General features: G+C 52.3%; 20 protein-coding genes, 1 tRNA gene and 1 riboswitch. Of the genes, 6 read left to right on the top strand and 15 right to left on the bottom strand.

Annotation, left to right across the window (positions count from 1 at the left end; translation table 11 throughout):
* The first annotated feature begins 109 nt into the window (after positions 1-109).
* From RNAN_RS04385 to RNAN_RS04375, 3 genes are all read left to right on the top strand, one after another.
* On the top strand, positions 110-1,729 hold the full coding sequence (locus RNAN_RS04385) for a thiamine pyrophosphate-binding protein (RefSeq protein WP_008219178.1): 1,620 nt from the start codon (positions 110-112) through the stop codon (positions 1,727-1,729).
* 95 nt (positions 1,730-1,824) lie between these two features.
* Complete coding sequence (gene trhP / locus RNAN_RS04380) at positions 1,825-3,153, top strand: prephenate-dependent tRNA uridine(34) hydroxylase TrhP (protein WP_008219176.1); 1,329 nt, start codon at positions 1,825-1,827, stop codon at positions 3,151-3,153.
* A gap of 2 nt (positions 3,154-3,155) precedes the next feature.
* Positions 3,156-3,353 (top strand): YfhL family 4Fe-4S dicluster ferredoxin, encoded by a 198-nt coding sequence (locus tag RNAN_RS04375; RefSeq protein ID WP_008219174.1) that lies wholly within the window; start codon positions 3,156-3,158, stop codon positions 3,351-3,353.
* Here the strand turns inward: RNAN_RS04375 and modC are convergent.
* From modC to moaA, 9 genes are all read right to left on the bottom strand, one after another.
* Positions 3,350-4,528, bottom strand: coding sequence for a molybdenum ABC transporter ATP-binding protein (gene modC, locus RNAN_RS04370; protein ID WP_008219173.1), 1,179 nt, complete (start codon positions 4,526-4,528; stop codon positions 3,350-3,352). The genes RNAN_RS04375 and modC overlap by 4 nt on opposite strands.
* Positions 4,528-5,229, bottom strand: a complete 702-nt coding sequence (modB, locus tag RNAN_RS04365) for a molybdate ABC transporter permease subunit (RefSeq protein ID WP_040551716.1) — start codon at positions 5,227-5,229, stop codon at positions 4,528-4,530. The genes modC and modB overlap by 1 nt, the downstream gene beginning before the upstream one ends.
* On the bottom strand, positions 5,229-6,038 hold the full coding sequence (modA, locus tag RNAN_RS04360) for a molybdate ABC transporter substrate-binding protein (RefSeq protein WP_008219171.1): 810 nt from the start codon (positions 6,036-6,038) through the stop codon (positions 5,229-5,231). The genes modB and modA overlap by 1 nt, the downstream gene beginning before the upstream one ends.
* Before the next feature lie 3 nt (positions 6,039-6,041).
* Positions 6,042-6,491, bottom strand: coding sequence for a molybdopterin synthase catalytic subunit MoaE (gene moaE, locus RNAN_RS04355; RefSeq protein ID WP_008219168.1), 450 nt, complete (start codon positions 6,489-6,491; stop codon positions 6,042-6,044).
* 15 nt (positions 6,492-6,506) lie between these two features.
* Positions 6,507-6,758: a MoaD/ThiS family protein gene (locus tag RNAN_RS04350; protein ID WP_008219166.1), complete on the bottom strand. Its 252-nt coding sequence runs from the start codon at positions 6,756-6,758 to the stop codon at positions 6,507-6,509.
* Entirely contained in the window at positions 6,755-7,255 is a 501-nt protein-coding gene (gene moaC, locus RNAN_RS04345) for a cyclic pyranopterin monophosphate synthase MoaC (RefSeq protein WP_008219164.1), read from the bottom strand. Before moaC ends, RNAN_RS04350 begins: the two co-directional genes overlap by 4 nt.
* Before the next feature lies 1 nt (position 7,256).
* The gene (locus tag RNAN_RS04340; RefSeq protein ID WP_008219162.1) at positions 7,257-7,820 is read right to left on the bottom strand and encodes a molybdenum cofactor synthesis domain-containing protein; all 564 of its coding nucleotides are present in this window, start codon (positions 7,818-7,820) and stop codon (positions 7,257-7,259) included.
* Entirely contained in the window at positions 7,802-8,407 is a 606-nt protein-coding gene (mobA, locus tag RNAN_RS04335) for a molybdenum cofactor guanylyltransferase (RefSeq protein ID WP_008219160.1), read from the bottom strand. Before mobA ends, RNAN_RS04340 begins: the two co-directional genes overlap by 19 nt.
* Positions 8,408-8,419: 12 nt before the next feature.
* The gene (moaA, locus tag RNAN_RS04330; RefSeq protein WP_008219158.1) at positions 8,420-9,391 is read right to left on the bottom strand and encodes a GTP 3',8-cyclase MoaA; all 972 of its coding nucleotides are present in this window, start codon (positions 9,389-9,391) and stop codon (positions 8,420-8,422) included.
* Positions 9,380-9,513: riboswitch (molybdenum cofactor riboswitch) on the bottom strand. Its footprint overlaps the gene before it by 12 nt.
* Before the next feature lie 144 nt (positions 9,514-9,657).
* Between moaA and RNAN_RS04325 the strand changes: the two genes are divergently transcribed.
* Positions 9,658-11,190 (top strand): carbon-nitrogen hydrolase family protein, encoded by a 1,533-nt coding sequence (locus RNAN_RS04325; RefSeq protein ID WP_008219156.1) that lies wholly within the window; start codon positions 9,658-9,660, stop codon positions 11,188-11,190.
* Between the two features lie 65 nt (positions 11,191-11,255).
* On the opposite strand, the gene RNAN_RS04320 is transcribed toward RNAN_RS04325, so the two are convergent.
* From RNAN_RS04320 to RNAN_RS04305, 3 genes are all read right to left on the bottom strand, one after another.
* Positions 11,256-11,332, bottom strand: a tRNA-Val gene (locus RNAN_RS04320).
* A 151-nt stretch (positions 11,333-11,483) separates the two neighbouring features.
* Positions 11,484-12,497: a DUF3080 family protein gene (locus RNAN_RS04310; RefSeq protein WP_008219153.1), complete on the bottom strand. Its 1,014-nt coding sequence runs from the start codon at positions 12,495-12,497 to the stop codon at positions 11,484-11,486.
* 4 nt (positions 12,498-12,501) lie between these two features.
* Positions 12,502-13,860 carry an MATE family efflux transporter gene (locus RNAN_RS04305; protein WP_008219151.1) on the bottom strand — a complete coding sequence of 453 codons (1,359 nt, stop codon included), beginning with the start codon at positions 13,858-13,860 and terminating at the stop codon, positions 12,502-12,504.
* A 57-nt stretch (positions 13,861-13,917) separates the two neighbouring features.
* Here RNAN_RS04305 and RNAN_RS04300 point away from each other — a divergent pair, with 57 nt between their 5' ends.
* Positions 13,918-14,541 (top strand): riboflavin synthase, encoded by a 624-nt coding sequence (locus RNAN_RS04300; RefSeq protein WP_008219149.1) that lies wholly within the window; start codon positions 13,918-13,920, stop codon positions 14,539-14,541.
* A gap of 5 nt (positions 14,542-14,546) precedes the next feature.
* Here RNAN_RS04300 and RNAN_RS04295 read toward each other — a convergent pair whose 3' ends face one another.
* From RNAN_RS04295 to RNAN_RS04285, 3 genes are read right to left on the bottom strand one after another with little or no spacing between them, the layout of a single operon-like run.
* Positions 14,547-14,747: a CPXCG motif-containing cysteine-rich protein gene (locus RNAN_RS04295; RefSeq protein WP_008219147.1), complete on the bottom strand. Its 201-nt coding sequence runs from the start codon at positions 14,745-14,747 to the stop codon at positions 14,547-14,549.
* Positions 14,748-14,776: 29 nt separating this feature from the next.
* A complete protein-coding gene (locus RNAN_RS04290; RefSeq protein ID WP_008219144.1) occupies positions 14,777-15,535 on the bottom strand; it encodes a pteridine reductase in 759 nt (252 codons plus the stop codon).
* Between the two features lie 46 nt (positions 15,536-15,581).
* Positions 15,582-16,442 (bottom strand): fructosamine kinase family protein, encoded by an 861-nt coding sequence (locus RNAN_RS04285; RefSeq protein ID WP_008219142.1) that lies wholly within the window; start codon positions 16,440-16,442, stop codon positions 15,582-15,584.
* A 374-nt stretch (positions 16,443-16,816) separates the two neighbouring features.
* Here RNAN_RS04285 and thrS point away from each other — a divergent pair, with 374 nt between their 5' ends.
* Positions 16,817-18,727, top strand: a complete 1,911-nt coding sequence (gene thrS / locus RNAN_RS04280; RefSeq protein ID WP_008219139.1) for a threonine--tRNA ligase — start codon at positions 16,817-16,819, stop codon at positions 18,725-18,727.
* Positions 18,728-18,731: the final 4 nt, after the last annotated feature.

Raw genomic sequence — 18,731 nt, 5'->3', positions numbered from 1 at the left:
GCCTACCACCTTTGCGCCGGTTGAAGCCGGCGCAGTTTTGATCTGCATCAACACTGCTAAGCCCCTCAATCAGCACACTGCTAAGCGTTAAGTTTACCTGGAGCAGTGTATGTTATTAGTCGATGCCTTATTGCATGAGCTGGACGTATTTGGCGTTAAACAGCTATTTGGTATTCCCGGTGATTTTGTGCTGCCGTTGTTTGAGCAGTTGCAGCAACGTAACCGTGTGCCGCTGTATTATTTAAGCCATGAACCCTCGGCGGTGTTTGCTGCCGATGCAGCCGCGCGTATTAGCAACAACCCGGCGGTGGTGATACTAACCTACGGTGCCGGCGCATTAAACGCCGTTAATGCGGTAGCCCAGGCCTATGTTGAGCATGTGCCGCTGCTGGTGATTGCCGGTTTTCCAAGCCAAAGCGAGATTGACCGCGGCCTGCAAATTCATCATCAGGCAAAAACCGTCGACTCGCAGCGCGATATTTACCGCGAAATCACTGCTGCGCAGTTTCGCTTAGATAACCCGGCGCGCTGTGGCGAGGATATCCGCGCAGCGCTTAGCACAGCGAAACAGCAAAGCCGGCCGGTACTACTGGAAATACCGCGTGATGCGGTAGCCTGTCACACTGAACTGGCAGGGCCTTATCAGCCAGAGCCGATAGCACAGGATGAACTGGCGCTGGCAGTCGCCGATGTCACCGCGCGGCTTAAGCAAGCGCAGCGGCCGGTAATTTTAGCCGGCGTCGATGTGCGCCGCTTTGACGCGGTGGCCGAGCTTGAAGCCTTAGCCGACCAGCTTAATATACCTTTTGTCAGCACCTTAATGGGCCGGGCCAGCTTTAACCAGCAACACCGGCTGTATGGCGGTATTTTCCTCGATAAAACCGACCTTCGTCCGGCACAGCTGCTGCGTGATGCCGACTTGATTTTGCAAATTGGCGTGATAAAAACCGATAGTAACTTTGCTGCCCACAGCGAGCTGTTTGTGGCAGATAAAGTGGTGTGCATCGAGCAAAACCAGCTCAGACTTGGGCCGGCTACCTATCATCAGTTGCCGTTAAAGCCGTTATTGGCGGCGTTAGCGGCTCAAGCCCTGCTGCCATTTCAGCCGCAGTTGCTGCCAGAGGCCACAACGGCTGCACCCGAGCAGCAGCTTAACGCCAGCAGTCTGGTGCAATGTTTAGATAGAGTGTTAACCCGGCGCAACGACACAATGCCGCTGATTTCCGATATCGGCGACTGCCTGTTTGCATCCTTGCATGCCAACCCCAGCTTAATGCTGGCACCGGCGTTTTATGCCTCTATGGGCTATGCCGTACCGGCTGCTTTTGGTGTGCAGGCCGTAACCGGTTTACGCCCGGTGGTGCTGGTGGGCGATGGCGCTTTTTTAATGACCGGGCTCGAGCTTGGTCACTGCGCCCGCTATGGCTTTGCGCCAGTGATTATCGTGTTTAATAACCAGCGCTGGGACATGATAGAAGCCTTTGCCCCCGGCCTTAGTTGCACCAATTTAACTAACTGGCACTACGCTGAGCTGGCCTGCAGCATGGGCGGGCATGGCGTGCAGGTGAGTAACCTGGATGACTTTGAGCAGGTATTGCAGCGGGCACTGGACAACAATAAAGGCTTTAGTCTGATCGAAGTCATGCTACCGGCTGGCAGCCGCACGGCACGGCTAAATAACTTTGCCAGTGGTTTTAAAGCCGCTCAGGCGGCGCAGGCCAACTGTTAATTGTCTGCAGTTTGCGGCAGATCAAAGCCGGTTCTCATGCCGGCGTTAGACTAGCCGCCTTTTTGCATTTGCGATGTTGCGCCAGAGGCCTTGTTATGTTTACACCTGAATTACTCTCACCTGCCGGCAGTTTAAAAGCGCTGCGTCTGGCGTTTGCTTATGGTGCCGATGCCGTCTACGCCGGTCAGCCGCGTTACAGCCTTAGGGTGCGCAATAACGAGTTTGATTTAGCCACGCTGGAAACAGGCATTAACGAAGCGCATGCACTGGGAAAAAAGCTGTATGTGGTGGTCAATATTGCGCCGCATAATAGCAAGCTAAAAAGCTTTATCGCCGATATGGCGCCGGTGGTGGCGCTTAAACCTGACGCGCTTATCGTGTCGGATCCCGGTGTGGTGTATTTGTTGAAGCAGCATTTTCCGGCCATGCCATTACACCTGTCGGTACAAGCGAATACCGTGAACTGGGCCGCAGTCAAATTCTGGCAGGCGCAGGGCGTAGAGCGGGTCATTTTATCGCGAGAGTTGTCGGTGGAAGAAATTGGCGAAATCCGGCGTGAAGTACCGGATATGGAAATAGAAGTGTTTGTGCATGGTGCGCTGTGTATGGCGTATTCCGGCCGCTGCTTGTTGTCTGGTTACATTAACAAGCGCGACCCAAACCAGGGCGCTTGCACTAACAGCTGTCGCTGGCCGTATCAGGTGCATGCGGCGCGTGAAGATGAAGTAGGGCAGTTTACGCCAATCAGTACACCGGCATTACTGGAAGAGCAAGGCCGCCCCGGCGAGCTGATGGCGATAGATGAAGATATGCACGGCACCTATATTCTTAACTCTAAAGATTTGCGTGCCATTGAACATGTGCCGGCGTTAACGGCGATGGGCGTGCATTCGCTAAAAATAGAAGGCCGCACCAAATCGCCGTATTATGTGGCGCGCACGGCTCAGGTGTATCGCCAGGCTATCGACGATGCCGTGGCCGGTAAAGCCTTTAACCCTGTCTTACTTGGTGAGCTTAACGGTATGGCTAACCGCGGCTTTACCGAAGGCTTTTTACGCCGGCATAAACCGCAGGACACACAAAACTACGACACCAGCCACAGTGTGGGCGAGCAGTTATTAGTGGGTGAGTTTATCGGCGAACAGGATAGCGAAGGCTTTGCCTTAGTGGAGGTAAAAAACCAGTTCGGCATTGGCGATACGCTGGTGTTAATGACGCCAAAGGGTAACCACAGCTTTAGCTTAAGCGCACTGCGCGATAAGCAGGATAACGCTTTGCTACTGGCGCCCGGTGCCTGCTATCAGCTTAAAGTACAGCTGCCGCTGCGTACCGGGTTAGGCTATGCCATGTTACTAAAGCAGCTGTCGCCAGCCGCACAGGCGAGCGCTGAGTTAGCCATTGATGCCACTGCCACGGTAAGCTAACCATGCCGGCAGTGATAGAAGTTAGCTGTATTAACTGCGATATGTGCGTGCCGGAGTGCCCGAACGACGCCATTAGCCTGGGCGCCAAACACTACGAAGTAGACCCCACGCTGTGTACCGAATGCGTCGGCTACTATGATAAGCCGACCTGCATTGCCGTGTGCCCGATAGATTGTATTTATCTTGAGCCTAGTAATTAATCCAATGCCACTGCTTTAATCTGCGCATACACCTGCTGGCCTACCTGCAAGCCCAGGCGCTCTGCTGATTGTTTGGTTAGCAGGGCCTGCAGCGGCTGGCCTACCAGTTCTAATTGCACCAGGGTTTCGGCTGGGTGGGGGGCGTTGTTAAAACCGCTGATGCTGACTTTTAACTGATTACTGACTGAGCTGTCGTTAAGCGGCTTTAGGCTAAGTGCCACATCGCGGGCCTGAATGCGTAAGCGGTAGGCTGTTTGTGTGCCGGTGTTGCTCAGCGGTGCCGGTAGTTGCAGCTGTTGCTTGCCTATACTCAGCTGTAAAAGATGGTTGTTACAGCCCTGGCTTTGCGCATACAGCAGCGACATAGCGCCGCTGGCGGCAAGCTCTGGTTGCAGCAATTGCTGTGGCAGCGAGCCCTGGCTGATAATGCGGCCATCCTGCATCAATACCAGCTGATCGGCCAGTTTCACCACATCATCTAACTGATGGCTAACCAGCAGCATAGGGATGCCGGTGTGATGCGCGACACGCTGTAAAAACGGCAAAATCTCATTGCGACTTTGCTGATCCAGTGATGCCAAAGGTTCATCTAATAACAATAATTCTGGTTGGCTAAGTAAGGCGCGGCCCAGCGCAATACGCTGGCGTTGGCCGCCGGACAGCTGCTCTGGCTGAAGCGGCAATAAGCTTTCCAGCTCTAGTAAGCTAATTACCTGCGCCGGTTCCAGCTGCACCGTACTATGTTTAACCCGGCGCTTAAAGCCGTACAGCAGGTTTTGCAACGCCGTTAAATGCGGCAATAAGCTGCTGTGCTGAAACACCATACCGATACGGCGCTGATACACCGGCATAAAGCGGTTGCCTTGCTGCCAGATGACATCATTGCAGCGGATCTGTGCGCCAGCGTGGCGATCCAGCCCGGCGATGGCGCGCAGCAGGGTGGTTTTACCACAGCCAGAGCGGCCAAACAGCGCGGTAACACCGTGTAATGACAAGCTGTGATTAAGCTCAAGCGTAAAAGCGCCGCGCTTAACCGTTAGTTGTAACTGCAGGCTCTGTGCTGCTGGCGGCTGGCTGGCCTGACGTTCAGGGGTGAAGTGCTGCCAGCCCTGCTGCATGGCGCTGGTTAAGCTGCTTATCACGGTGCTCTTCAGGTTACTTATTATATTGTTCATTACAGCACGGCCTCACGCTCAAAACGCCGGTTTAAACCATAAACAATAAACAGCACTACAAAGGCGCTGATTAACAAGCCGAGCGACAGTTGATGTGCCTGAGCGTAGTTCATTGCTTCGGTGTGGTCGTAAATCAGCACCGACAGCACCTGGGTTTCACCGGGGATACTGCCGCCGAGCATTAAAATCACGCCAAACTCGCCCAGCGTATGGGCAAAGGTCAGGGTAGCCGCAACGATAAAGCCGCCGCGACACAGTGGCAGTACCACGCTAAACAGCTGATCCAGCTTGCCGGCACCCAAGGTTGCGGCCACTTCCAGCGGCCCGGGCCCCATGCGACGAAAGCTTTCCAACAGTGGCTGCACGGCAAAGGGCAGTGAGTAAATTACCGAGCCGATTAAAATGCCGCTAAAGCTAAAAGCCAGATGCGATAAACCTAAGCGTTCCAGCGTGCTGCCAATGGCGCCGTGTGGGCCAAGTAGTAGCAGTAAATAAAAGCCCAATACTGTTGGCGGCAATACCAGCGGCAGGGCGACTATGGCCTGAATGGCTGTGCGTAATTTGCTTTGCCGCAGCGCTAACCACCAGGCCAGCGGCGTAGCCAGCAGCAGTAAAATGGCGGTGGTATACAGGCACAGCTTTAACGTGAGCCGGATGGCTTGCCAGTCTTGCGGGCTGAGTGCGGCGAACAGCTCTGGCATCATTGCGCCTCCGGCTGTGCCAAGCCCGGTTTCTTAATGTCAGGCTGTTCAAAACGCCCTTGTTCAAAGCCCGGCTTTTCAAAACCAAAACGCTGCATAATATCCAGCACTGCTGGCGTGGCGATAAACGCTGCGAACTGCCGTGCGGCCGTGTTATCGGCGCCACGGCGGGTGATCACATAGGCCTGCTGCAGCGGTTGGTGTCGCTCAGTGGGAATAGGTTGGTAGCCCTGACTGGCAAGCTCCGGAAAGCGGGCCAGTGACAGCGCAATAATGGCGATATCAGCACCACCGCTTTGTGCCAGTTGTGCAGTTTGGGCGATATTTTCGCCATAGACGATTTTTGCCTCCAGCGCCTGCCAAACGCCGGCGGCCTGCAGCGCTTGTTTAGCGCGCTGGCCATAAGGCGCATGCGCCGGTTGGGCGATGGCCAGGCGGTTAAAACTCAGGTCAGACAGCTGGTTTAGCGTAATGCCGGCCATATTCTGCTGCGGGCTCCACAGCACTAGATGCCCGAGCGCATAGGACTGTGGCGCAGTGGCTGCCAGGCCATCCTGGTATAGCTGCTGGGCAAAGCTGATATCGGCAGAGAAAAACATATCATAGGGCGCGCCATGGCGGATTTGCGTGCTGAGCTTACCGCTGGCACCATAAATTACCCTGACATCAAGCTGAGTTTGCTGCTGAAACAGGCTGACGATGTCAGCCATGGCATAGCGCAGATCAGAGGCCGCCGCTATGGTGAGCTTGTCGCCGGCATCGGCGGTTAAGCTGCAGATAAAGCTCAGTATTAGCAGTAACTGACGCATTGGCTAGTCCCAGCGCGTTAGCGCGTGTTGGTCACTGGTTTTGGCCTCTACCCAGTAATCGCCGTTGCTGGTGTGTTCTTTTTTCCACAGCGGCGCGCGGTTTTTCAGGTAATCCATTATAAACTCGCAGGCGGCAAAGGCGGCGGCGCGGTGCGGGCTGGCAATGCCGACAAACACTATTTGCTCATGCGGTTTCAAGGTGCCAACGCGGTGAATAAGGTGCACTGCGCCCAGCTGCCAGCGCTGTTGTGCTTGCTCAGCAATAGCTGTGAGGGCTTGCTCGGTCATGCCGGGGTAGTGCTCCAGCGTCATGCTGTGCAGTTGGTTGTCGCTAAGCTCGCGTACCAGGCCGCTAAAGGTGACGATAGCGCCGCAACCTGACTGGCGGCGCAGTTCGTTATATTCACTGGCGACACAAAAGTCATCGCTTTGTACGGCAACAAAGATGCTCATATCCGTCATTACCTTTTAGCCGCCGGTTACCGGCGGGAAAAATGCCAGCTCATCGCCGTCCTTTACACTGGCCGTTAGTGGCACCAGCTGCTGGTTTAGCGCGCAGAGCAAATCGCTGCGGCTAAGTTCCTGTTGCCAACTATGACAACGGCTTTGCAGTTGCTGCAGGATATCTGTCACCTGCAACATGTTGCCATCGCAACTCAGCAGGTATTGTTCGCAATCAAGCCGCTCGCGCAGCGCAGCGAAAAACAGAATTTTAATCATATAGCCTCCGCAACATAATGCCCCGACTTACCGCCGGTTTTCTCCAGCAGGCGGATATCGCTGATGATCATCGCTTTATCTACCGCTTTACACATATCGTAAATGGTCAGCGCGGCTACACTGGCAGCCGTTAACGCTTCCATCTCGACGCCGGTGCTGCCGCTAAGCAGGCAGCAGCTCTCGATTTTTATCTGACCTTGCGCTGGCAGTAGCTGAAAATCGACTGATACTTTGCTGAGCATTAATGGATGACACAGCGGGATCAGCTCGCTGGTTTTTTTCGCCGCCATAATGCCGGCAATACGCGCTGTGGCCAGCACATCGCCTTTTTTTAGCAGCGCCCCGGCAATTAAGTCGATAACGTCGGGTGTGGTTTGCACCAGGGCACCGGCGCGGGCCAGTCGGGTGGTGTTTGGCTTGGTACTGACATCGACCATTGCCGCCGCGCCGCTCTGATCTAAATGCGTTAGCTCTAAATGGGTAAGGGTTGCTGTCATCTTAAGCTCCACAGCTTTGGCTTGGACTGTTTTTTACATGGGCAACAAAGTTACCTTTTACATGTGCAACAAAGTTGCAGGGCCCGGTTTTGCTATCTAATTGCGGTAAAATCAGCTGCTGCATCGCAAGCGTACAGGCACCGCCTGAGCCGGGCATAGCAAACAGCAGGGTGCCATTGGCCAGGCCCGCCAGGGCACCGGATTGCATGGCGGCTGAGCCCAACTGGTTAAACGACAGTTGACGGAACAGCTCACCAAAGCCGGGTACCGGCGTATCGAGCAATGGCGTTAGCGCTTCAACGGTGCAATTAGTGTGATGAAAGCCAGTGCCGCCGTTAATCAGCACTACCTGAATATTATCGCTTGCGATCCACTGGCTTAGCGCAGCGCGCAACTGGTATTTGTTATTGGGCAATAATGAGCGCGCAACTAATTGATGGTCGGCGCTTTGCAACAGCTGACATAATAGATCGCCACTGCTGTCGTTATTAGTGTTGCGGCTATCCGACACTGTTAGCACAGCGATATTCAGCGGATAAAAGCGGCTTAAATCTGGCTTTGGCATAGATCCTCCTGCTGTTTCTTGTTGCTGCTGCCCGTGCTGCCGCCGCTATTAAGCAGAGTTAAACAGTGCCGCCAGTCGGCTGGTGTATTGGTATTGAGTAATTCTGTATTTGGCGCCGCCAGGCTTTTAGCCTTAAGTAGCTTAAGCAGGGCGTGAACCGAACGCTGGCCAGTGCGCAGTTGCGCGCTTATCAGGGGGCTAAGGGCCGGGGTTACCGGTAATACGCAAGGTAGCGGGTTATCGCTAAAATAGCAGGCCGCGCCATTGGCGTGTTGCAGCAGGCGTTGCACACTGGTTACCGTTAATAGCGGGGTATCAATCGGCAGTACCAGTAACTGTGAACTGCTACAGTGTTGCAGCGCTGCCAAAATACCGGCTAAAGGCCCTTGTTGCGGCGTGTTATCGGCAATAAAACCGGGCAGATTGCGGCTTACCAGCACTTCAACGGCGCCACTGTCCAGCGCCACTTGCTGCATATGCGCCAGTAAGCTTTGGCCATTAAGTTGCAGCAGGGCTTTATCCTGGCCCATGCGGCTGGACTGGCCACCGGCTAAAATCAGCGCACTAAACGGCATTGTTATGCTCATATTATCCGCCTGTTATCCACCAATCTGGGCTAAATGCCGGGTGCTGCCGCTGTAATCCTCTGCCAACTGGTGGCTAAAGGCTTTGCCTTGCACCGCTTGCTGTAAAAAACGCATTAGCGGTGCGCTGTCATCGCTTTGCAGCAGGCTGCGCATGTCCTGATGGCTGTCGGTAAACAGGCACAAATACAGCTGACCCAAGCTTGATACCCTAAGCCGGTTACAGTCGGCGCAAAAGTCTTTGCTGTACGGCATAATCAGGCCAATCTGGCCCTGATAAGATGGGTGCGAGTACTCCAGCGCCGGGCCGTCGGTTTTGGCCTTGGCATTTAGCTGCCAGCCTTGCGCCAGCAGCTGCTGCTGAATGCGCTCACCACTTAAATGCTGGCGCTGGTAAAAATCGGCGTTATCGCCGGTGCGCATCAATTCAATAAAGCGCAGCGCGATATCCTGCTGTTGAATAAAGGTAAGGAAATCTGGCAGCGCCAGCGCATTGTGCTGCTTTAACAGCACGGTATTAATTTTTACCTGTTTAATACCAATGGTTTTAGCATGCGCGATGCCGTCTAAGATGTCAGCCAGTTTGTCCTGACCGGTCACCAGATGAAAGGTGTCTGCATCTAAGCTATCGACGCTGACGTTTACTGCATCCAGCCCGGCCTCTTGCCAGGCCAGCGCATCGCGTTTTAGCCGGTAGCCGTTGGTGGTTAGCGCCACTTTTTCAATGCCGGGCACGGCTTTGCAGGTAGCGATAATGTCGGTTAAGTCTTTACGCAGCGATGGCTCGCCGCCGGTAATGCGTACCTTGCGGGTGCCCAGTTTGGCAAAGGCGGTGACTAAGCGGCGAATTTCTGTCAGGTTAAGCTCGCCGCTACGGCTGTTACAGTCATTGCCGTCCGGCAGGCAATAGCTGCAGCGGAAATTGCAGCTTTCGGTGACAGACAGCCGCAAATAGCTAAAGCGGCGCGCATAGGCGTCAGTTAACATAATTCACCTTTCCAAGTGGGGAGGTAATGCCGTTTCCAACCTTACCCGGTGGCGTTAGTGCCACGGCAAAGGCTTCATTGCTTTTCAGCTTTAGAACGCCTTGCTCGGTGTTGTGTCGTTAAGCTTAAAAGCTTTGTGCCGGTATTGTTATTGCCATTAAGGGGCGAGCGTTTTACCCCTTAGTGGGTAGTTGGGCAGGCCGGTTTTTCGGCATCCCCCGCCAGCTGTGTTACCCTTAAAGCTGTCTTGTCACCACAGGAGAGCTTATGGAAGCCAATCATGTTGAAGTACGGCATTTAACGCGCGAAGATATGACGGCGCTACGCAAAGCGTCTGAGCAGGTGTATCAGGATGCGCCATTACTGGCCTGGACCGAGCCGGTGGTCAATACCTTACTGACTAAATTCCCTGAAGGCCAACTGTGCGTTTGTGTCGATGGCAAAGTGGTCGGCTGCGCCTTTTCGCTTATCATTGATTACAGCAAATTCAGTGACGATCATACGTATGATCAAATTGTTACCGGCTTTTCGTTTAAAAACCATGATCCGAACGGCGATGTGCTGTACGGCATAGAAGTGTTTATTCACCCCGATTATCGCGGCTTGCGCCTGGCGCGCCGCTTGTATGATGCCCGCAAAGAGCTATGCGAGAACCTGAATTTGCGCGCCATTATGGCCGGCGGCCGGATGCCTAACTACAACCAGTACGCCGACAAACTCAGCGCCAAGCAATTTATTGATAAAGTAAAAGTGCGCGAAATACATGATCCGGTACTGAGCTTTCAGCTGGCCAATGGTTTTCATGTGCGTAAGTTGCTCAAAGGCTACCTGCGCGGCGATACCCAGTCGCAGGAATATGCCACCTTGCTGGAATGGGCCAATATTTACTACACCAAGTCGGTAAAATTGATTAATGCGCCTAAAGCGGAAGTGCGCTTAGGCCTGGTGCAGTGGCAAATGCGTAATATGAAAGACATTAACCAACTGTTTGAGCAAATGGAGTTTTTTGTTGATGCGGTGTCGGATTACAAAAGCGATTTTATTCTGTTTCCGGAGCTATTTGCTGCGCCATTAATGGAGCATTACAACCACTTAAGCGTGACCGAGAGCATCCGCCAGCTGGCAAAATATACCGAAACTATCCGTGACAAATTTATCGAGTTTGCCATTGCTTATAACATCAATATTATCACCGGCAGTATGCCGTACCTGATAGACGGCAAATTGTATAACAGCGGCTTTTTGTGCCGGCGGGATGGCAGTTGGGAGCAGTACGACAAGGTACATGTTACCCCGGCAGAGAAACGTAACTGGGCTATGACGGGCGGTAATAAGGTTCGGGTATTTGACACCGACTGCGGCAAAATTGGCATTATGATTTGCTACGATGTGGAGTTTCCGGAATACGCCCGTTTACTTGCTGATCAGGGCATGAATATCCTGTTCGTACCTTTTTTAACCGACACCCAAAACGGTTACACCCGTGTACGGCATTGCGCCATGGCCCGTGCCATTGAAAACGAGTGCTATGTTGCCATCGCGGGTGCTGTGGGCAACTTAGCCCGGGTAAATAATATGGATATTCAGTACGCCCAATCTGCACTGTTTACGCCGTCAGACTTCGCATTTCCGACCACCGGCATTAAGGCCGAGGCCACGCCAAACTCTGAGATGTTATTGGTGGTAGATGTCGACTTAGATGCGCTAAAAGAGCTGCATACTCACGGCAGTGTGAATACGATGAAAGACCGGCGGCATGATGTGTATCAGTTGTCTTTAGTTAAACCACTTAACACATAAACATCTGAGTTTGGTAATAGAAACAAAAACAGCACCATTAAGGTGCTGTTTTTAAAGGAATTTGTTGGTGCGTCCTAGTGGACTCGAACCACCGACCCCCACCATGTCAAGGTGGTGCTCTAACCAGCTGAGCTAAGGACGCACACTTTGGTCGCTGCGTACAGCGAACAACGGCGGCTATGTTATTGCGCAGCTGCAGCCTTGGCAAGTGTTTTTACTTGTGTGCTGGCAGTTTGCTGTATTTTTCACCGCTTTAAGCAAAGCCACCAGAGGTTTTAAACCGCTAACAGTGATTAACCCTGTGTGGTTAACTGCATTGGGCATTGGCTGTTAACGTCCTGCCACCATTTAACATGTATAGCCAGCTCGCGGCGCATATTCTGGTAATTGCCGTCAAAGCGCGCTGTTAACGCCTCATTTAACGGTGTTTCGGCGTATAGCTGTTGCAGCAGCGGCCACAACTGCTGCTGATATTGCTGCAGATTTACTGTGTATTGTTGTACCTGCGCTATAAAAAATTTACTAAAAATGTTGGCTAGTATTTCCAGTTGCTGTTTATCAGCTCTGGGTTGGCAAAGGCTTTGCGGGGTAACAGCGGCTAACATCTGGTTAAGTTCAGATAGCTGATGGCTGCTTTGACGCAGGCTGTATTGCAAACGCCCTGGCAGGTTAGCCTGATAGAGCAATTGTAATTGTTGCTCTATATCGATACTGCTCGCCGCTTGCCAGTTTTGCTGCTGAATAAACTGCTGCAGCTGGGTTAATGCTGTTAGCGCTTGCCAGCTTTCACTTAAGCCTGGTTTGTCGTTGTAGGGCAAGCTGTCGCGTACGCCCATTAATTGTTTACGTAGGGTGTCGTCGGTGAGCAGCATATTATTAAAAGCTAAGGTTGCGCTTTGCTGTTTAGTGTCGTACACCTGTTGTAACTGACGTTGCAGTTCAGTATTGTCCCACTGCTTTTGCAGGCAAATTGCTAATTGATGTAAAAACCGCAGCTCATAACTTAGCTGTTTGCTGGCGCTGTACACCCGTCCCAGGCTTGAGTTGCGCTCGCCGATTAAGGTGTCCAGCCCACAGTGGCGGGTAGCAAAGGTGTCGGTGAGATCCAGCCGCAGATCGGGCAGTGGCTGCTTAAGATCGCGCGGCTCGGTGAGCAAAGGTGCTGCTGGTACTGGCGTTTGCGGTAGCGGTTTATCCAACACCCGAGCCAGGCGCTGCTGATAACTTTCAACGGCTTTTTCGCCACTGTCTTTCGAGCAACCCGTCAGGCTTATCAGCAAACACAGTGGTAGTAGCCAGTATTTCATCGCTTTATGTTGCCTCGCGCTCAAACCTGTGCAAAGTGCGTTTTAAAATAATGGCCAGCAAAATAGCGGCGACACTTAAGCCGGCAATAATGCCGACCCAGAAGCCGTGCGCGCCCATAGGCTCAACCAGCCAGTTCGTTAAACCCAATACGGCGCCTAAACCAAAACCGATTGGCCAGTACGCAATAAAGGTAACGAAAAACACCGGTTTGGTCACTTTCATACCGCGCAGCGCACAGGCCGACACCACCTGAATGGCATCTGACACCTGATAAAAACAGGCCAGAATAAGCAAAGAGCTGGCCAGCGCCACCACCGGCGCATCGGGCGAGTAAAGCGAGGCGATGTTGCTGCGCAGCAAAAACGTCAGGCTGGCAATCACCAGCGACATCAATACCGCCAGCACTATAGCGGTTGATACGGCTTTTTTCAGCTCCAGTATGCTTTGCTGGCCGACTAAATGGCCGACGCGGATAGTAGCGGCCATACCCAGGCTTAATGGCAGCATAAATACGATGCCACTGTAGTTTTGTGCAATTTGGTGGCCGGCCACCATAATGGGGCCTAAATGTACGATAGCCAGCGGAATACAGGCAAACAGGGTAACTTCAAAGAAGATAGAAAACGCAATCGGCGTACCAATGCAGATAATTTGCCAGATGTCTTTCAGGTGAATGCGGTAGCTATCCGGCTGGGTACGATAGCGTGCGGTGCTGCGGCTAAACCAGCCATACAGCAGCATAGCGATAAACATGGCCAGGAACACCAGCGCGGTGGCGATACCACAACCGGCACCGCCCAGCGCCGGCATACCGAGTTTGCCGTAGATAAACACATAGTTGGCGGGGATATTTACCAAAATGCCGACAAAGCTGATCCACATGCTGGCTTTGGTATTGCCGATACCTTCAAACATACTGCGCAGCACCATATAGCCGGCAGCCGGGAACAGGCCAAAGCTGACGTAATACAAATAATCCAGCGAGATTTGCCTAAGCTGCGGATCCATGTTTAACAGATCGATGGGCACCTGCACATATAACATCAGGACAAACAGGGCCGCCGCCAATGCCAGTGCTAAGTACATCGCCTGCAGGGTAAAGTGGGTTACCGGTTTTACCTGCTTACTGCCAAAATACTGCGCCACTATCGGCGTTAATGCCAACAGCAGGCCCTGCATGGTCATCACCACCGGAAACCATAAACCAGAGGCGACGGCAATAGCGGCCATATCGACCGCGCTGTAACGGCCAGCCATCACAGTGTCGACAAAATACATTAAGGTTTGCGTAAGCTGCGCCAGTACGATGGGGCCACTGAGTTTTAAGATGGTTCTGGCTTCGAAGCGGGAAAACGGTAACATAGCGAGTGTCGTATCAACAGCGTGCAATGGCGCGCAATGTAGCACAGATGGGGGCTTATGTTTACCGGAATAGTACAGACCAAAGCGCAGTTGACAGTAATACGCGACAAAGCGCAGTTTCGCCAGTTAACCCTAACAGCACCGCCGCACAATCTTAAGCAATTAGAACGTGGTGCCAGCATTGCCATAAACGGGGTGTGTTTAACGGTAACTGACTTTGACAGCGAGGCCGGCTGGGTGTGTTTTGATGTAATAGCCGAAACCTTAAGCAAAACCAATTTAGGTCAGCTAACACAAGGTGCAGAGGTTAACTTTGAGCGCTCGCTCAGTTTTGGCAGTGAGCTAGGCGGCCATATTGTGTCCGGCCATATTCAAACCACGGCTGTGATTACTGAGCTTAATAAAACGGCGGATAACTGCGCGATGCGTCTTAAGCTTGCGCCAGAATATATGCGCTTTATTTTAAGCAAAGGTTTTATTGCGGTAGAAGGCTGCAGCTTAACCGTGGGTGAAACTTACCCTGATGGCTTTAGCCTGTATTTAATTCCGGAAACGCTGGCCATTACCACGTTGGGGCAAAAACAGGTGGGCGACAGATTGAATATCGAGCTTGATCAACAAACCCAAACCATAGTGCTAACGGTCGAGCGTATTATAGCAGAACGCTTTTCGTCGCAGTAAGCCGTTTAGTAATACTGCTCATCATCCGCATCGATAAACAGCTGTACGCTGTGATGCAGCTCGTCTTTATGCACGCGAATATGCATAGGGTTGCAGCAATTGCTGCAATCTTCTATGTACTCCTGATCTTCATCGGTCACCTCTACGGTTAGGTGCACCCGGTGGCCACAAAACGGGCAGTCGATGGTTTTACTCAGCATACTCATGGTGCTCTCCCTGTAAGACAGTAAAAGGCTCAGGCTTTGGCGCTACCGCTGATACTGCGCCCGCCATCAACAGTAAGAATATGGCCGTTAATGTAGGGCGATTGCAGTAAAAACAGCAGAGCCTGTGCAATATCCTGCGGTGTGCCCAGCTGCTGTAGCGGTATTTGCGCAAGTATAGCTGCCTTATCCTGCTCTTGCAGGCTAACCGACTGCGGCGGTGGCCAGAGTATGGCACCGGGGGCGATAGCGTTTACCCGCACCTGTGGCGCCAGCTCCTGTGCCAGCGCTTTGGTCATCATCAGTAGCGCCGCTTTCGCCATACAATAGATGCTGTGCTGTGGCAGCGGTTTTTCGGCGTGGATATCAACCATATTAACGATAACCCCCTGCTGCTTAGCCAGCTCGGGCGCTAAGGCCTGGCTTAAAAAGTAGGGTGCTTTGACATTAGAGCCGAATAAATCCTGCCACTGTGCGTCCGTGGCACTGTGAAGCGGTGTTGGGTAAAAGCCGGAGGCATTATTTACCAGTACATCCAGCCGGTTAAAGCTGGTCTTTACTGCTGCAAAGAGCGCCGGCCAGCCGGCCTCATCCAGTAAATTGGCTTGTAACACCACGGCACTTTGGCTGCGTTGTTGGTTTAACTGGTTTGCCAGCGTATCGGCTTCATCACGCGACTGGTTGCAATGAATAATCACCCGATAGCCCTGCTGGTGCAGGGTTTCAATCATGGCGCGGCCCAGGCGTTTAGCGCTGCCGGTAATAAAAGCCACAGGAGAAGTACAAGACATAAGTCATCCGGTATTGTTAACTGCAGGGCGCTGTGGTGTGGCCAGGCTAATAAAACAGTTGTTTTATCAGCTCTTGTGCCTGCACCAGATAAGCGCCGCGAAACAAATAAGCATGGTTTAACACATGATACAGATTATAAAGATCTTTGCGCTCAGAATAAGCCTTATCCAGCGGATAAAACTCATCATAGGCCTGATAGAAGCTGTCGGGAAAGCGGCCAAACAAGGTGCTAAAGGCAATATCTGCCTCGCGGTCGCCGTAGTAGCAGGCCGGATCGAATACCGCCGGGCTGTCGATAACAAAGCCAACATTACCGCGCCATAAATCGCCATGCAGCAAGCTGGGCGGCGGCTGATAATGTGTCAGCCGCTGCCGGCATTGTTCGACCAGATAGTCAATTTTGCCAAAGCCGAAGCCTTGCTCCAGCAGCAGTTGCAGTAACCAGCCAATCCGCTGCTCTGAGAAAAAACTGCTCCAGTTCGCTTGCCACTTGTTCGGCTGCACGGTGCTGCCCAGCATGTTATCCCAGTCAAAGCCGTACATGGCCTGCTCATGCTGGCGGTGCAGCAAAGCCAGTTGCTGTGCCAGATTGCGCCAGCCGGTTAAGGTTTCACCGGCGAACGGCAAGTATTCCAGCACCAGAAAAGACTTATCCAGCGTTTGGCCGGCGCAAATAACCTTAGGCACCCGGATACAATGCGCTTGCCTAAGTGCACTGAGGCTGAGCGCTTCACTGTCAAACTGTTCGGCTTGTTCGCGCTGATTTATTTTGACAAAAAATTGCTGTCCCATGCCTTTGATATGCCAGGCCAGGTTAATGCTACCGCCACTGAGCTGGGTTTTATGCTCAATCTGAAAGTCAGTGTCTAACTCACTGTTGATATGCTCAGCAATTGCCTGCCACATAAGGTGCCTCCTTTGCCCGTGACACCTTAGTATGGCCGATATTGCCAATTTTTCACTGTAACTGCGCAGCTAATGCCTGCGGCAATATGACTGTTAAGATATCAGCTGATACCGCTGTTTCGACATCTGCTTTTGCTATCTTTCCGGCAGCGTAAATATGCTATTGCACTATATATAGGACACATTTGTCTGTATGATATCGCGTACATTATTTGCTGTTACCAGCAAATAATCAGCAAAAAACGTGTACCACGTTGTGTACCAAACAGCCCTTAGTAAGGGGTGTCAACTGTCACGCAAGGCGCACGAATAAAAGATTTATGTAGTTAATCATGTGACCCTTGGTACGGGCCACCACTGTATAAGGACTTATCATGCCAGTTATTACTCTGCCCGATGGCAGCCAGCGCGTTTTTGATCATGCTGTTTCTGTGATGGATGTCGCCAAAGACATCGGCCCCGGTTTAGCTAAAGCCACCATTGCCGGTAAGGTGAATGGTCAGTTGGTCGATGCCTGTGACCCTATCGACACCGATGCCACCTTAAGCATTATTACCAGCAAAGATGCGGAAGGCCTGGAAATTATCCGCCACTCTTGCGCGCACTTATTAGGCCATGCCATTAAGCAGCTGTGGCCCAATGTAAAAATGGCCATCGGCCCGGTAATTGATAATGGCTTTTACTATGACGTTGATTTAGACCAGCCCATCAGCAGCGATGATTTAGCCAAACTGGAAGCTCGCATGCTGGAGCTGGCAAAAACCGAATACGACGTTATCAAGAAAAAAGTCAGCTGGCAGGAAGCCGTCGATACTTTTAAAGCACGTGGCGAGAGCTACAAGCTGGAAATTTTAGAACAAAACGTTAGCCGTGATGATAAGCCAGGCCTTTATCACCACGAAGAATATATCGATATGTGCCGTGGCCCGCATGTGCCGAATATGCGTTTTTGCCAGCACTTTAAAATAATGAAAGTGGCCGGTGCCTATTGGCGTGGCGACTCGAAAAACAAAATGCTGCAGCGTATTTACGGCACTGCCTGGGCCGATAAAAAGCAGCTGGCAGCCTATTTACTGCAATTAGAAGAAGCCGAGAAGCGCGACCACCGGAAAATTGGTAAGGCGCTGGGCCTGTTTCACTGGCAGGAAGAAGCACCGGGCATGGTGTTCTGGCACAACGACGGCTGGACGATTTTCCGCGAGCTGGAAAGCTTTGTGCGCGAAAAACTGGGCCAGTACGAATACGATGAAGTTAAAGGCCCATTAATGATGGACCGCGTGCTGTGGGAAAAGTCCGGCCACTGGGAAAAGTACGCCGACAACATGTTTACTACCCAGTCAGAGCACCGCGAATATGCGATTAAACCAATGAACTGCCCGGGCCATGTGCAGATTTTTAACCAGGGTTTGAAGTCTTACCGCGATTTACCACTGCGGATGGCCGAGTTTGGCTGCTGTCACCGTAACGAGCCATCCGGTGGCTTACATGGCTTAATGCGCGTGCGCGGCTTTACCCAGGACGATGCGCATATTTTCTGTACTGAAGATCAGGTGCAGGCCGAGGTAACCAAATGTATTCAGATGGTATTTGATACTTACAGCACCTTCGGTTTTAAAAACGTGGCGGTAAAACTGTCGACCCGGCCGGCACAGCGTATCGGCTCTGACGACATGTGGGACCGCGCCGAGCAGGGCCTGATGGAAGCGTTAAAAGCCAACGATATTGCTTATGAGCTGCAACCGGGTGAGGGCGCCTTTTACGGCCCGAAAATTGAATTTACCCTGCATGACTGTTTAGGCCGTGCCTGGCAGTGCGGCACGGTGCAATTAGACTTTGCCTTACCCGGCCGTTTAGGTGCCAGCTTTGTCGCCGAAAGTGGTGATAAGCAAACGCCGGTGATGATCCACCGCGCCATTTTGGGCTCAATCGAGCGTTTTATCGGTATTTTAATCGAAGAATACGCCGGCTTCTTCCCCGCCTGGTTAGCGCCTACTCAGGTCGTGGTGATGAATATTACCGATAATCAGGCCGGATATGTGCAGGAATTGGTAAAAACTTTCAAATCTCATGGCATTCGCGTCATAAGTGACTTGAGAAATGAGAAGATAGGCTTTAAAATTCGCGAGCACACGCTTAAGCGCATTCCTTACCTTGTTGTCGTTGGTGATAAAGAAATGGAAGCCGGTGATATTGCACTGAGAACGCGCAAGGGTGAAGACTTGGGTAAAATGTCGGTAGCGGCTTTTGTAGAGAAGCTGACCACTGAAATTAAAAACCGCGTCTGAGCCG

It is taken from the genome of Rheinheimera nanhaiensis E407-8, assembly GCF_000296695.1.
GTDB classification, from domain to species: domain Bacteria; phylum Pseudomonadota; class Gammaproteobacteria; order Enterobacterales; family Alteromonadaceae; genus Alishewanella; species Alishewanella nanhaiensis.
This window is presented reverse-complemented; position numbering and strand designations above follow the sequence as displayed.